Source organism: Bartonella mastomydis (genome assembly GCF_900185775.1).
GTDB lineage: Bacteria > Pseudomonadota > Alphaproteobacteria > Rhizobiales > Rhizobiaceae > Bartonella > Bartonella elizabethae.
The window spans coordinates 379,403-392,626 of sequence record NZ_LT883137.1 but is presented as its reverse complement, the minus strand read 5'-3'; the positions used below and the strand labels follow the sequence as shown (position 1 = coordinate 392,626).

The 13,224-nt window shown below is 39.2% G+C and carries 11 protein-coding genes; 9 read left to right on the top strand and 2 right to left on the bottom strand.

Going from position 1 to position 13,224, the window contains the following annotated elements; translation table 11 throughout:
* Positions 1-6 precede the first annotated feature (6 nt).
* Both odhB and lpdA read left to right on the top strand, forming a co-directional pair.
* Positions 7-1,218, top strand: a complete 1,212-nt coding sequence (gene odhB, locus FJG96_RS02450) for a 2-oxoglutarate dehydrogenase complex dihydrolipoyllysine-residue succinyltransferase (protein ID WP_139412583.1) — start codon at positions 7-9, stop codon at positions 1,216-1,218.
* 31 nt (positions 1,219-1,249) lie between these two features.
* Entirely contained in the window at positions 1,250-2,656 is a 1,407-nt protein-coding gene (gene lpdA / locus FJG96_RS02445) for a dihydrolipoyl dehydrogenase (protein WP_139412582.1), read from the top strand.
* Between the two features lie 1,222 nt (positions 2,657-3,878).
* Here lpdA and FJG96_RS02440 read toward each other — a convergent pair.
* Both FJG96_RS02440 and FJG96_RS02435 read right to left on the bottom strand, forming a co-directional pair.
* On the bottom strand, positions 3,879-5,117 hold the full coding sequence (locus FJG96_RS02440) for a saccharopine dehydrogenase family protein (protein WP_139412581.1): 1,239 nt from the start codon (positions 5,115-5,117) through the stop codon (positions 3,879-3,881).
* Positions 5,118-5,170: 53 nt separating this feature from the next.
* Positions 5,171-6,268, bottom strand: a complete 1,098-nt coding sequence (locus FJG96_RS02435) for a carboxynorspermidine decarboxylase (RefSeq protein ID WP_139412725.1) — start codon at positions 6,266-6,268, stop codon at positions 5,171-5,173.
* Positions 6,269-6,435: 167 nt separating this feature from the next.
* Between FJG96_RS02435 and FJG96_RS02430 the strand changes: the two genes are divergently transcribed.
* From FJG96_RS02430 to mnhG, 7 genes are all read left to right on the top strand, one after another.
* Positions 6,436-6,933, top strand: a complete 498-nt coding sequence (locus FJG96_RS02430; protein ID WP_139412580.1) for a BA14K family protein — start codon at positions 6,436-6,438, stop codon at positions 6,931-6,933.
* A 232-nt stretch (positions 6,934-7,165) separates the two neighbouring features.
* The gene (locus FJG96_RS02425) at positions 7,166-10,087 is read left to right on the top strand and encodes a monovalent cation/H+ antiporter subunit A (protein ID WP_139412579.1); all 2,922 of its coding nucleotides are present in this window, start codon (positions 7,166-7,168) and stop codon (positions 10,085-10,087) included.
* The gene (locus tag FJG96_RS02420; RefSeq protein WP_005774297.1) at positions 10,087-10,428 is read left to right on the top strand and encodes a Na+/H+ antiporter subunit C; all 342 of its coding nucleotides are present in this window, start codon (positions 10,087-10,089) and stop codon (positions 10,426-10,428) included. Before FJG96_RS02425 ends, FJG96_RS02420 begins: the two co-directional genes overlap by 1 nt.
* Positions 10,428-12,047 carry a monovalent cation/H+ antiporter subunit D gene (locus tag FJG96_RS02415; protein ID WP_139412578.1) on the top strand — a complete coding sequence of 540 codons (1,620 nt, stop codon included), beginning with the start codon at positions 10,428-10,430 and terminating at the stop codon, positions 12,045-12,047. The genes FJG96_RS02420 and FJG96_RS02415 overlap by 1 nt, the downstream gene beginning before the upstream one ends.
* The gene (locus FJG96_RS02410) at positions 12,047-12,529 is read left to right on the top strand and encodes a Na+/H+ antiporter subunit E (protein ID WP_139412577.1); all 483 of its coding nucleotides are present in this window, start codon (positions 12,047-12,049) and stop codon (positions 12,527-12,529) included. The genes FJG96_RS02415 and FJG96_RS02410 overlap by 1 nt, the downstream gene beginning before the upstream one ends.
* Entirely contained in the window at positions 12,529-12,810 is a 282-nt protein-coding gene (locus tag FJG96_RS02405; protein WP_120121498.1) for a K+/H+ antiporter subunit F, read from the top strand. Before FJG96_RS02410 ends, FJG96_RS02405 begins: the two co-directional genes overlap by 1 nt.
* Positions 12,807-13,217, top strand: coding sequence for a monovalent cation/H(+) antiporter subunit G (gene mnhG / locus FJG96_RS02400; protein ID WP_139412576.1), 411 nt, complete (start codon positions 12,807-12,809; stop codon positions 13,215-13,217). Before FJG96_RS02405 ends, mnhG begins: the two co-directional genes overlap by 4 nt.
* The last annotated feature ends 7 nt before the right edge of the window (positions 13,218-13,224 follow it).

The following is a 13,224-nucleotide window of genomic DNA, read 5'->3' as shown; positions in this document are numbered from 1 at the left end:
AATATTATGACTACTGAAATCCGTGTTCCTACTTTGGGCGAATCGGTTACCGAAGCAATGGTTGGCAAATGGTTTAAAAAACTTGGCGAAGCTGTCGCTATGGATGAACCTTTGGTTGAATTAGAAACTGATAAGGTAACCGTTGAAGTTCCTTCTCCTGTTGCAGGGAAATTATCTGAAATCATTGCAAAGGAAGGCGATACAGTTGAAGTGAATGCGCTCTTAGGGACAGTTGAAGCTGGAGCTGCTGGTGTTTCTCAATCATTTTCGCATGCTGCTACACCTATCCCTGCAACTGAATCTACAGTGAAGCAATCTTCTTCCAGTGGTACAATGCCTCCTGCACCTTCAGCAGCGAAAATGATGGCAGAAAATAATATTGTAAAAAGTGATATTGCAGGTTCTGGAAAACGTGGACAAATTCTTAAAGAGGATGTTCTTGGTGGATTAGAACAAAGAACAAAAACGCCTACACCTTCTTCTTCTGCAACAGGTTCTTCAGTGGTGTCTGTTCCAGAAACACGTGAAGAACGGGTTCGTATGACGAAATTGCGTCAAACAATTGCTCGTCGTCTTAAAGATGCGCAAAATGTAGCAGCAATGTTAACCACATTTAATGAGGTTGATATGTCGGCGGTGATGGATTTGCGCAAACGTTATAAAGATCTTTTTGAAAAGAAACATGGTGTTAAACTTGGTTTTATGGGATTTTTTACCAAAGCTGTTTGTCATGCATTAAAAGAACTTCCTGCTGTTAATGCTGAAATTGATGGAACAGATATCGTTTACAAAAACTATGTTAATGTTGGAATTGCTGTTGGAACGGATAAAGGGCTTGTCGTTCCAGTGGTGCGTGATGCAGATCAAATGTCATTGGCAGAAATTGAAAAGGAGATTGGCCGTTTGGGACGTCTTGCGCGTGATGGGAAATTAGCCGTTTCTGATATGCAAGGCGGAACTTTTACCATTACTAATGGTGGTGTGTATGGATCGTTGATGTCAACACCGATTTTGAATGCACCACAATCTGGTATTTTGGGAATGCATGCGATTAAAGAACGTGCAATGGTTGTTGAGGGTCAAATTGTGATCCGCCCCATGATGTATTTAGCGCTTTCTTATGATCACCGTATTGTGGATGGGCAAGAAGCTGTAACTTTCCTTGTGCGTGTTAAGGAAAGCTTAGAAGATCCGGAACGCCTTGTTCTTGACTTGTAAAATACAGTTTTCAGGATGAAAGGAGAAACGGATGTCTTATGATGTGGCTGTGATCGGAGCGGGTCCAGGTGGTTATGTAGCAGCGATAAAGGCGGCACAACTGGGGCTTAAAGTAGCGATTATTGAAAAGCGTACAACATTAGGGGGAACATGTCTCAATGTTGGTTGTATACCTTCTAAAGCATTGTTACACGCTTCAGAAGTGTTTGCTGAAACCCAGCATGGTTTTGAAACGCTTGGGATTTCTATTGGCAAATCTAAACTTAATCTTGAACAAATGATGGTTCATAAGAAAGCCGTGGTGACAGCTAATACAAGTGGTGTTTCTTTTTTGATGAAAAAAAATAAAGTTGATACTTTTTTTGGAACAGCCAAAATTGTAAACGCGGGGCAGGTGGAAGTTGTTGCTAGAGATGGTAACAAGCAAACAATTGAAACAAAAAATATTATTATTGCTACGGGTTCAGAGAGTTCAAGCATTCCAGGGGTAAATGTTGAAATTGATGAAAAGACTATTGTTTCTTCTACGGGAGCCCTTTCCCTTGAAAAAGTACCATCGCGTATGATTGTCGTGGGCGCTGGTGTCATTGGTTCGGAACTTGGGTCGGTTTGGAGCCGCTTAGGGGCTAAAGTGACTATTATTGAGTATCTTAATAAAGTTTTGGGTTCAATGGATGGTGAAGTTTCACGTCAATTTCAAAAGTTAATGGAAAAACAGGGGATTGAATATAAAACGGGTGCAAAGGTAACAGCCATTACACAATCTGGCTCAACGGCTCAGGTGAGCTTTGAATCTGTCAAAGGTGGTGAATCTGAAACCTTAGAGGCTGATGTTGTGCTTATTGCGACTGGGCGTTCTCCATATACGGAGGGGCTTGGTTTGAGTGAGGCTGGTGTTCAGTTAGATGAACGCGGATTTATTGCCATTGATGCTCATTGGCAGACGAATGTTCCAGGAATTTATGCGATTGGTGATGTCGTAAAAGGACCAATGTTAGCGCATAAAGCAGAGGAAGAAGGCGTTGCGGTGGCAGAAATTTTGGCAGGTCAAAAAGGGCATGTTAATTTTGATGTTATTCCTAGTGTCGTTTATACACAGCCGGAAATTGCGAGTGTAGGAAAGACAGAAGAAGAACTGAAAGAAGCCGGTATTGAATATAATGTTGGAAAATTTCCTTTTATGGCTAATGGTCGTGCACGCGCGATGCAAAAAAGTGATGGATTTGTTAAAATTCTTGCTGATAAAAAAACAGATCGGGTTTTGGGCGGGCATATTCTTGGATTTGGTGCTGGTGAAATGATTCATGAAATTGCAGTTTTAATGGAATTTGGTGGTTCATCAGAGGATCTAGGACGCTGTTGTCATGCACACCCTACCTTGTCAGAAGCAGTTCGTGAAGCAGCTTTGGCAACATTTGCTAAACCGCTTCATATTTAAAAAGCTTTTAAAAAGGACATTTTAAAAGGCCAAAGAGGATAGTAAATATTTGTGAAGCATGCAAAAAATTTTGAGAGAGAATACAAAAAATCGTATGAAGTGTTCCACTTAATTTTTTGTGTGCTTTTCAATAATTATTGTTTTAAATTTCTGTTGTGTTGTTTTGATTAATTACCCTGTTGTGCACACGCGTTTAGAGCGTGTGGTATTTAGTCTATGTCAAGTTTTACATGTCTGGTGTTTCACCATGTTATAAATTTCGAGATGAGATTCTCAACCTATTTACGTGCTGTGTTTTAAGGAAACATCTCTCAAAGCTCTCAAATCTATTTCGTGATGGAACTGGTGAATGGTTAATTGAAATTCTTAAAACTCATTATGCACCATCATCTTTATGCTTCATAAAAGATATAAGTCGGCGCCATAAGTTATATTTACGAACCTTCAATGTTATACAATTTTTAGCTATTTGAAAGCGTTTATAAAAGGTATTTTTTTCTTGCCCTTTTATTCACACGAACCTCTTCTGTTTGTGACATGTAGAAAAAATGGCTTTGATTAATTCAATATAAATAGATTTGTCATGAGAAAATCCTACGGATATGGAGCTCTCATTCAATGGCCACAACAATAAATTATACTTACAATTTATATTTAGAGCAAAGTCTTCTTATAGAGCTGTATGAAGTGGAAAGCCAAGCGGAAAGTATTGGATAAGACACAAGGTTGTTGATCGTTTTTTAGAGAAACGATATTTTATTGTTATAAATTAATGAGTTATAGATGATGTGAGACAGATGAAGTATGAAGGAAAGTGGAGTTTTCTTAAAGAAATCTGATTGTTTAATGATTGGTGCGGGTTAAGGATCTTTATTTTTTTTTAAGATGAAGCGGGTGCTAAATATTTTACAAAATACCACCCTTTTTTAGAAGAGTGGTATTTTTATATCTTTTGTTGAGACGCTCTCTTTTTGATGACGATGGTAGGTCATGCGACGTAATTAAGTTATGTCTCTCTGTTCTTTTTTATCATTGTTTGCTGTATCTTAAAGATGATCTGGATCTTCTTTAAGGTTTTTAAGAAATCCCAATGTTGCCAAAACATGACCCATAGCTAAAATTTTTGAAAAAACATAATTTCTTAAGAATATTAAGTTTTTTTCATGAGGCAGTTTTGTGATAACTTAAAAAAATCAAGCTTATGCACTCTATAGGGATAAATTTAAAATTGTAATTTTTTATCCTCTTCTTGTTCTCTTATAAAGGTAGGGAGTCCCATATGATCAAGATATTTGAGGAAAGGACGGGAAGGTAATTCTTCTACATTGACCATCGTTTTAACATCCCATTCGCCTGTGGCAATAAGGAGAGCTGCTGCTGCTGCGGGTACACCAGCTGTATAGGAAATGCCTTGTGCACCGGTTTCATGAAAAGCTTGTTTGTGATCAGCTATGTTATAGATAAAAATTTCTTTTGGTTTTCCATCTTTTTCGCCTTTGATAAGATCTCCGATACAGGTTTTTCCTGTGTATTCAGGGGCGAGAGAAGAAGGATCGGGTAAGACAGCTTTGACAACTTTTAAAGGGACGACTTCTTGTCCTTCTGCTGTTTTAATGGGCTGTTCGGATAAGAGGCCAAGATTTTTCAAAACGGTAAAAACAGTGATATAACGATCACTAAACCCCATCCAGAAGCGGACATTTTGGACATCAAGATTTTTGGAAAGTGAATGAATTTCATCATGTCCTGTCATATAGGCTTTTTGTTTTCCAACAACCGGAAGATCCCATTCATGACTGACTTCAAACATTTTATTAGAAGTCCATTTTTTGTTTTGCCATGACCATACTTGTCCTGTAAATTCTCGGAAGTTAATTTCTGGATCGAAATTTGTAGCAAACCAACGCCCATGATTTCCAGCATTAATATCAATAATATCGATGTCTGTGATTTTATCAAAATAACATTTATACGCTAGTGCTGCATAGGCATTGACCACACCTGGATCAAAGCCCGCACCTAAAATAGCCGTGATACCAGCTTGTTCACATTCTTGACGCCGTGGCCATTCATAATTGCCGTACCAGGGTGGGGTTTCACAAATTTTAAGAGGATCTTCATGAATGGCAGTATCGATATAAGCGCATTTGGTTTCGATACAGGCTGAAAGAACAGACATATTAAGAAAGGCTGAACCAACATTAATGACAATTTCACACTTGGTTTTTTGGATGAGCTTTACAGTTTCTTCTACATTCATGGCATTGAGCGAATGGCTTTTGAGAACACCTTGTTCTTTCATGCTGTTTTTTTCTTTAATAGAAGCAATAATAGCCTCACACTTTTTGAGTGTTCGTGAAGCAATATGAATTTCACCAAGAATATCGTTGTTTTGAGCACATTTGTGGGCAACAACTTGTGCAACACCTCCAGCACCAATAATGAGAACATTTTTTTTCATTGTAGGTTCATCTCCTTTTTAATACTGTTGTATGACGTTTTTTGTGGTTATCTTTATGAAAGGCTTGTCTGATAGTCATTGTAGCTGAATTGGCGTTGCAGCGTTAATGTACCATCGCACTCTTTTAGAACAATAGCAGGCATTGTCACACCATTAAACCAGTTTTTCTTGACCATTGTATAACCTGCTGCATCTTGAAAAGACAGTCTATCCCCTACTTGAAGAGGTTTTTGAAACTGAAACGTTCCAAAAATGTCTCCAGCAAGACAAGATTTTCCGCAGATCATAATTTCGTGTTCTCCTTGATTGGGTTCTAATTTGGCATTTTCACGATAAATGAGAAGATCAAGCATATGTGCTTCGATTGAGCTATCAACGATGGCAAGATTCTTTTCGTTGTACAATGTATCAAGGACGCTAACTTCTAAGGTGGTGCTTTTGGTGATAGCAGCTTCTCCTGGTTCCAGAAAAAGAGTGACACCATGGGTCTGTGAAAAGTTTTTTAAGCGTTCTGCGAAAGCTTCTAGCGGATAATTTTCAGCTGTAAAATGAATTCCACCACCAAGGCTTATCCAATCTACGGCAGAGAAAAGTTCTGAAAACTTTTCTTCCATAACCCCGAGCATTTGATTAAAAAGATTAAAATCAGCATTTTCGCAATTGTTATGGATCATTAAGCCGTTGATGAGAGGGAGGACTTCTTTAATAGCATTTTGGTTCGTTTCTCCTAAGCGGCTAAAAGGGCGCGAGGGATTGGCAAGATCAAAATGGGATGCACTTATTCCTGGATTTAATCTGAGACCTCGTTGAATGGTTTTGGTTGCATCAGAAAAGCGTTGAAGTTGCTGGATTGAGTTAAAGATAATTTTATCTGCATAACCACAGGCTTCATCAATTTCGTGATCAGCCCACGCAACCGAATAGGCATGGGTTTCTTTACCAAATTTTTCTCTTCCTAAACGCAGTTCATAAAGGGATGATGAGGTGGTTCCATCCATGAACTCAGACATTAAATCAAAAACACTCCATGTGGCAAAACATTTCAAAGCAAGCAAAACTTTTGCTCCTGACATTTCTCGCAACTGAGAAATTGTTTGCATATTTTTGATAAGTTTCGATTTGTCTATAAGGTAGTAGGGGGTTTTTATCATCATTCATTCATTCTTTTTTAAAGGATCTTATTCTTGAGATCAGCGTTTAGTACAAAGAGTAACAGAATGTCTCAAGAAAAAAGAATCTTAAGAAAAGAATCTGTTTCTGTCTAGCAAGAGAAAGGCTTTCTGTAACGGCTGTCGTTTATTAGTTTGAGTTTTGCGTTATGCGTATGAAAAAAAAATTATATTATGCTTTAGCTTTTGTATTTATAAGCAGTCTTTTCATTATAACAACTGCTCTTGTTCATTTGGGGCAAAATAGAGGTGATGCTAAAGCCAAACTGGTCTCTCAAACCGCTGTCCAAGAGAGTTCGGTGCCTTTGATTTTTACGGGACGTAGAGAACTGAATGGTTTTAAGGGTTATCATCATTATCGGCGTGGTTATGTTAGGTATAAAGATAATTGGTGGTATCCTGAAGCGGCTTTTGTTACATCACCACACTTAAGCACAAAAGGCGCATCATTAAAAGTTGTATCAGATGCTAAAAGAGTTTTTTTAACGGCTTCTTCTGAAAGTTCAGAAAAAAAAGAGCCATGGATGCTGAAAGAGCATATTGAATCTTGTCGTGCGCGTTATCGCTCTTATAATCAAAATGATAATAGTTTTCAGCCTTTTCATGGGCCTCGTAGACAGTGCTTATCGCGCTTTTTAAAAAGATAGAAATGATTAAATAAAATTTTAATTGCTTCTTGTCGTGAGCGTTATTGTTCTTACAATAAAAAGAGAACTGGAATTGTGCGCAGCATTTCCATGCAAGCATTGTTTTTTGAAAAATTTAAATGCTTTTAAGTTTTATTAAATCTTATTATCATTAAGTGTGCAATGGGGGGTGAGAATATAAATTTTTGTTTTGTCAATGACAAAATATTAAGGGCAGGATGGAGCTGAAAGAATGGCAACACGGGAAGCAATGCTAATATTGCTCATTTTGCTTCCCTTTTGTGGAAGTGCTGTTATTGGCTTTTTTCGTTCGACAGCAAAAAATAATGAAGCATGGTTTGCTGGGGGGATTGCTCTCTTTAGTCTTCTTTTTACAATCATGCTTTATCCGGCAATTCGTGGCAATCACATTATCCGTTTAAATATTTCTTGGCTCCCAGAATGGGGAGGTGATTTGATCCTCCGGATGGATGGCCTGTCTTGGCTTTTTTGCTTGCTCATTACAGGAATTGGGCTGCTTGTCGTTGTTTACGCCCGTTATTATATGGATCCTGCAGATTCTGTTCCACGATTTTTTTCTTTTTTTCTAGCCTTTATGGGCTCAATGACAGGGATTGTTTTATCAGGTAATCTCGTGTTTTTGGTTGTTTTCTGGGAACTTACCAGTATTTTTTCTTTTTTGTTGATTGGTTATTGGTATCATAATGCGAGTGCGCGTGAAGGGGCGCGTATGGCTTTAACGATTACAGGTTTTGGTGGTTTTGCCCTTTTTATTGGGGTTTTATTGATTGGGTATATCGTTGGTAGTTTTGATCTGGATAAAATTTTGCAGTCTGGAAATGTGATCCGGTCAAGTTCGCTTTACATCCCTGCCCTTATTTGTATTTTATTGGGCGGATTAACAAAAAGCGCACAGTTTCCTTTTCATTTTTGGTTGCCTAATGCGATGGCTGCGCCAACACCTGTATCGGCTTATCTGCATTCGGCAACGATGGTGAAAGCTGGGTTGTTTTTGCTGGTTCGTTTATGGCCTGTACTTTCTGGGACAGAGTCTTGGTTTTGGATGGTTGGCTTTTCAGGACTCTCAACACTTCTCCTTGGTGCTTATTTTTCCATGTTTCAGCAAGATTTAAAGGGATTGCTTGCTTATTCAACGATTAGTCATCTTGGATTGATTACAACGCTTTTAAGCCTTGGGAGTCCCCTTGCGTGTGTTGCTGCGATTTTTCATATGGCTAATCATGCTACTTTTAAAGCGTCTTTATTTATGGCTGCTGGCATTATTGATCACGAAACGGGAACACGTGATATGCGTAAGCTAACTGGTCTTTATCGCTTTATGCCTATTACAGCAACTCTTGCTTTAGTCGCGAGTGCGGCAATGGCTGGTGTTCCTTTGCTCAATGGTTTTTTATCAAAAGAAATGTTTTTTGCTGAAGCTGTTGAAACGCATATGGAATCATGGCTTGATTGGATTGCTCCTTATGTCGCAACACTTGCTAGCCTGTTTAGTGTAACCTATTCTATACGTTTTATTCATGGTGTCTTTTGGGGACCAAAACCTCATAAATTACCTAAAACTCCCCATGAGCCACCGCATTTTATGCGTTTACCCATGGAACTTTTGGTGTTTATTTGTTTGGCCGTTGGTATTTTTCCTAATTTAACAATCGGGCCTATTTTAGACAATGCTGTTGTCTCTGTTTTAGGACCGATGACAATCTCTTATAGCTTGGCTGTTTGGCATGGGGTTAATACGCCATTAATGATGAGCTTGGTGGCTTTATTTGGGGGTGGTTTGCTCTATGTTGTTGGGCGGCGTTATTTTTTATCTTGTGATGATGGTGCTCCCTTTTTTCGTCATTTGAAAGGACCGCGTATTTTTGAACGCATTCTTGTGATTATTTCTTGGAAATGGGCACGTGCGGTGGAAGCTCTTTTGTCAACACGTCGTTTGCAAATCCAGTTGCATTGGATTTTTGCTGTGTGTTTTATTTTTGTTGGTCTTTTGCTTTGGCGTGATGGTTTCATTGCACTAGGAGGGTTGCCGCTTTTTCCACTTGATATTCCTTTTCTCGCGCTTTGGCTGGTTGGTGGATTGTGCGCGCTTTTAGTCGCTTGGCAAGCAAAGTTTCATCGTCTTGCATCTCTCATGCTGTTGGGGGGAGCAGGGTTAATGACGTGTGCAACCTTTTTATGGCTTTCTGCGCCCGATTTGGCTATAACGCAATTGGTTGTTGAAGTGGTGACAGCTGTTTTATTATTGCTGGGTTTGCGTTGGTTGCCTAAGCGTTTATATCATCCTGCTCCAACGTCTGTTCGTTTTGGGGTGCGTTTACGTCGCGCCCGTGATTTCATTATAGCAATTATGGGAGGTGCTGGTGTTGCATGGCTCTCTTTTGCGATGATGACACGTCCTCAAGGGACAACAGTTTCTAATTTTTTTCTGAAAAATGCTTATTCTGGTGCTGGTGGTCGCAATGTTGTGAATGTATTGTTGGTTGATTTCCGTGGTTTTGATACGATGGGAGAAGTTGTGGTTTTGGGGATTGTTTCTTTGACTGTCTTTGCTCTGTTACGTCGATTTCGCCCTGCTCCTGAAAGTATTGATGCACCGTTTCAACAACGTGTTCAGGAAGCTTTTGATAAGGCACAACCAGATCGAAATGTGGGGGATACAGTTTTGAATTATCTCGCTATTCCTTCTGTTATTATGGGGTGGCTCTTTTCCGTTATTATTGCTTTTTCTTTTTATTTATTTGTGCGAGGACATGATCTTCCTGGAGGTGGATTTGTTGGTGGTGTGACTTTAGCGATAGGCTTTATTTTGCAGTATCTTGCCCGAGATATTCGTTGGGTGGAAAACCATTTAAGAGTTTTGCCCTTACGTTGGATGGGCTTTGGCTTATTGCTATCAGTTGTCACGGGAGCAGGGGCTTTGTTTGTTGGGTACCCTTTTTTAACATCATTTTTCCAATATATTCATGTGCCATTGATTGGAAGGGTTCCTATAGCATCTGCTTTTTTGTTCGATTTTGGTGTGTTTTCTCTCGTATTGGGAGCAACGATTCTCATTTTAATCGCACTTGCACATCAATCAATACGGAGTTACCGAATCGGTAAAAAACCTCCTTTAAAAGAGAAGGAAAAGTAATGGAAATTATTCTTTCTTTGGCTATTGGTGTTCTTGTTGGATCTGGAATTTGGCTCATTTTGCGTCCCCGAACGTTTCAAGTCATTCTTGGTTTGTCTTTGATATCCTATGGTGTTAATCTTTTTATATTTGCAATGAGTAGGCCACGCAGTAATGCAGCACCAATTGTTGATCCTACGATGGCTATCAATCCAGCAAATTATGTTGATCCTCTTCCACAGGCGTTGGTTTTAACTTCGATTGTGATCGGTTTTGCAACGACAGCTTTATTTTTGGTTATTTTGTTGGTTTCACGCGGTTTAACAGGTTCAGATCACGTTGATGGACGTGAGGTACAGTGATGGGAGCTTGTGTGCATCATCTTCTTATTTTGCCGATTCTTTTGCCGTTAAGTACTGGAGCCCTGCTTCTTTTCTATGATGAACGCCGTTCAAAACTGAAATCACTCATAAGTATTTTTTCTGCTGTATTGTTGGTTGTCATTGCTGTTTTACTGGTGATGCGTGCTCTTGAAGTTGCACCAGCTGTGGATGTTTATCGGCTTGGTAATTGGCCTTCTCCTTTTGGTATTGTTTTGGTGCTTGATCGCTTAAGTGCTATGATGCTTTTGCTTTCTAGCGTGTTGATCAGCGCCGCGTTGGTTTTTGCGCGGGCACATTGGTATAAAGTGGGTCCTCATTTTCAGTCATTGATGCAATTTTTCATGGTTGGAATAAACGGCGCTTTTTTAACAGGTGATTTATTTAATTTATTTGTATTTTTTGAAGTGATGTTAACAGCTTCTTATGGCCTTGCGTTGCATGGTTCTGGTCCATTACGTGTGCGTGCTGGGTTGCATTATGTCGTGGTTAATCTGGTTGCTTCGTTGTTTTTTCTCGTTGGTGCGGCGCTCATTTATGGAATCGTAGGCACCCTCAATATGGCTGATTTGGCTGTAAAAATGCAATATATCGCTTCTAGCGATATGACTTTATTCGAAATAGGGGCTGCCCTTTTGGGAATTGCTTTCTTAATTAAAGCAGGGGTGTGGCCATTGAATTTTTGGTTGATGCCAACTTATAGCGCAGCAGTAGCCCCTGTGGGAGCTTCTTTTGCACTTTTAAGCAAAGTTGGTATTTATATTATTTTACGTTTAACATTGTTATGGTTTGGTCCAGAAAGTGGACATTTTAGCCATTTTGGTCAAACGGTTTTGTTTTACGGTGGGCTTGCCACTATGGCTTTTGGTTTTATTGGGGTGTTGGCAAGCCAAGTCTTGGTGCGTTTGGCTGCTTATAGTGTTTTGGTCTCTTCTGGGACATTGTTAACAGCAATTGGGATCGGCAATACAGCTCTGATTGCAGGCGCACTCTTTTACATTGTTTCCTCAACTTTGGCACTGGGGGCTTTTTTTCTTTTGGTGGAATTGGTTGAACGCTGTCAAGATGTTGCAGCCAATGTTTTGACGGTGACAATGGAAGTCTATGGGGACGATGAAGAGGAGGAGGAAGATGAAGTCGGGACTTATTTACCGGTAACTTTGGCAATTCTTGGAGCTTGTTTTGGTCTTTGTGCACTTTTGATTATTGGTCTACCTCCTTTTTCTGGCTTTGTTGCTAAATTTATGATGTTTGTGGCACTCTTAAACCATAGTAAAGAAAATATTTCTCCCTCTTTACTCGTTTATCACGATTGGCTTTTTATGATGTTTGTCACTCTCTCTGGTTTTGCTGCTTTGATTGCGATGACACGAACGGGAATTCGAACTTTTTGGATCTCTCTTGAAGGGAGGATTCCACGGGTGCAAGTGATTGAATTTGCTCCCATTGCCGTTCTGCTTGCTTTGTGTTTTCTTATCACAATTGTCGCTGGTCCTGTTAGTCGTTATATGTTTGAAACAGCTAAAACTTTGTATGAGCCTCAAAATTATATTGGCAGCGTTTTAGATGATTTTTCTCTTGAAAATAGGGGGATTCATTAGTGAAACATTGTTATTTTTTTCCTTTTTCTAGCGTAGCAATTATTTTTATGTGGCTGATCTTAAATGGCTTTAGTTTTGGTCAACTGCTTTTAGGAATTATCATTGCTTTATTTGGGGGCTGGATGATGCGGCTTCTTGAGCCGGAAAAAATAACGATTAAAAGTTGGCGTGCCGCCTTTCAGCTGTTTTTTCGTGTGTTTATTGATTCTATTATTTCAAATATTGCTGTGGCTTGCTTTGTTTTAACCAAAAGATCTCGAAAACAGCAGTCTGGCTTTATTGTGGTGTCCATTTCGCTTGAAAGTCGCACAGCTTTAGCTGTTTTGGCATGTATTCTTTCAGCAACTCCAGGGACTGTTTGGATTGCCTATAATAGAAAGAATAGTGAACTTTTGCTTCATGTCTTAAATTTTGAAAATGGATATGATTACCAAAAATTGATCAAAAAACGCTATGAGCAATTACTTTTGGAGATTTTTTAATGAGTATGGTGATCCTTTATTGGGGGCTTTATCTTTCGCAATTTTTTTTAAGTTTGGCAATGATTCTCGCACTGTTTCGGTTGATTCGTGGTCCACGAGCGCAAGATCGGATTGTGGGGTTGGATGCTCTTTATATAATTACTATTCTTTTGTTTCTGACATTCGATATCCGTTCAGGAACAACTATTTATTTTGTGGCAGCTCTCATTGTTGGCTTATTGGGCCCTGTATCAAGTATTGCGTTGGCAAAATTCCTTATGCGGGGGGAGATTATTGAATGAAGGACGATGTATCGCTTATTGTTGCTATTGCTGTTACGGTTTTTTTGATCTTAGGATCTGGTCTCACGTTGATTGGAACGATAGGATTGGTGCGTCTTCCCACTTTTTATAAGCGTTTACATATGCTTTCGTTGAGTACAAGTTGGGGCGCTGGTAGTATTCTTGTTGCGTCGTTTCTTTATTCAATTTTTGTCGATCATCATTTTGTTTTTCATGAATTTTTGTTGGTAATTTTTTTACTTGTAACAATACCAGTCGCTTCTATGTTGGTATCGCAAGCAGCGGCTTATCGAGACTATTCAGAAAATAAATTAAAAAAACCGCTGGCCCTTTTATCACGTCAGATGGAAAAACAAACATCTACTTCCGACGAAATGTCATGTGATACGAGCCAGAGCGATTTTTAAGATACTA

Bases quoted from the DNA above. Each gene is read 5' to 3' on its own strand.
- odhB (WP_139412583.1), top strand. From the start codon at position 7: ATGACTACTGAAATCCGTGTTCCTACTTTGGGCGAATCGGTTACCGAA.
- lpdA (WP_139412582.1), top strand. From the start codon at position 1,250: ATGTCTTATGATGTGGCTGTGATCGGAGCGGGTCCAGGTGGTTATGTA.
- FJG96_RS02440 (WP_139412581.1), bottom strand. From the start codon at position 5,117: ATGAAAAAAAATGTTCTCATTATTGGTGCTGGAGGTGTTGCACAAGTT.
- FJG96_RS02435 (WP_139412725.1), bottom strand. From the start codon at position 6,268: ATGATAAAAACCCCCTACTACCTTATAGACAAATCGAAACTTATCAAA.
- FJG96_RS02430 (WP_139412580.1), top strand. From the start codon at position 6,436: ATGCGTATGAAAAAAAAATTATATTATGCTTTAGCTTTTGTATTTATA.
- FJG96_RS02425 (WP_139412579.1), top strand. From the start codon at position 7,166: ATGGCAACACGGGAAGCAATGCTAATATTGCTCATTTTGCTTCCCTTT.
- FJG96_RS02420 (WP_005774297.1), top strand. From the start codon at position 10,087: ATGGAAATTATTCTTTCTTTGGCTATTGGTGTTCTTGTTGGATCTGGA.
- FJG96_RS02415 (WP_139412578.1), top strand. From the start codon at position 10,428: ATGGGAGCTTGTGTGCATCATCTTCTTATTTTGCCGATTCTTTTGCCG.
- FJG96_RS02405 (WP_120121498.1), top strand. From the start codon at position 12,529: ATGAGTATGGTGATCCTTTATTGGGGGCTTTATCTTTCGCAATTTTTT.
- mnhG (WP_139412576.1), top strand. From the start codon at position 12,807: ATGAAGGACGATGTATCGCTTATTGTTGCTATTGCTGTTACGGTTTTT.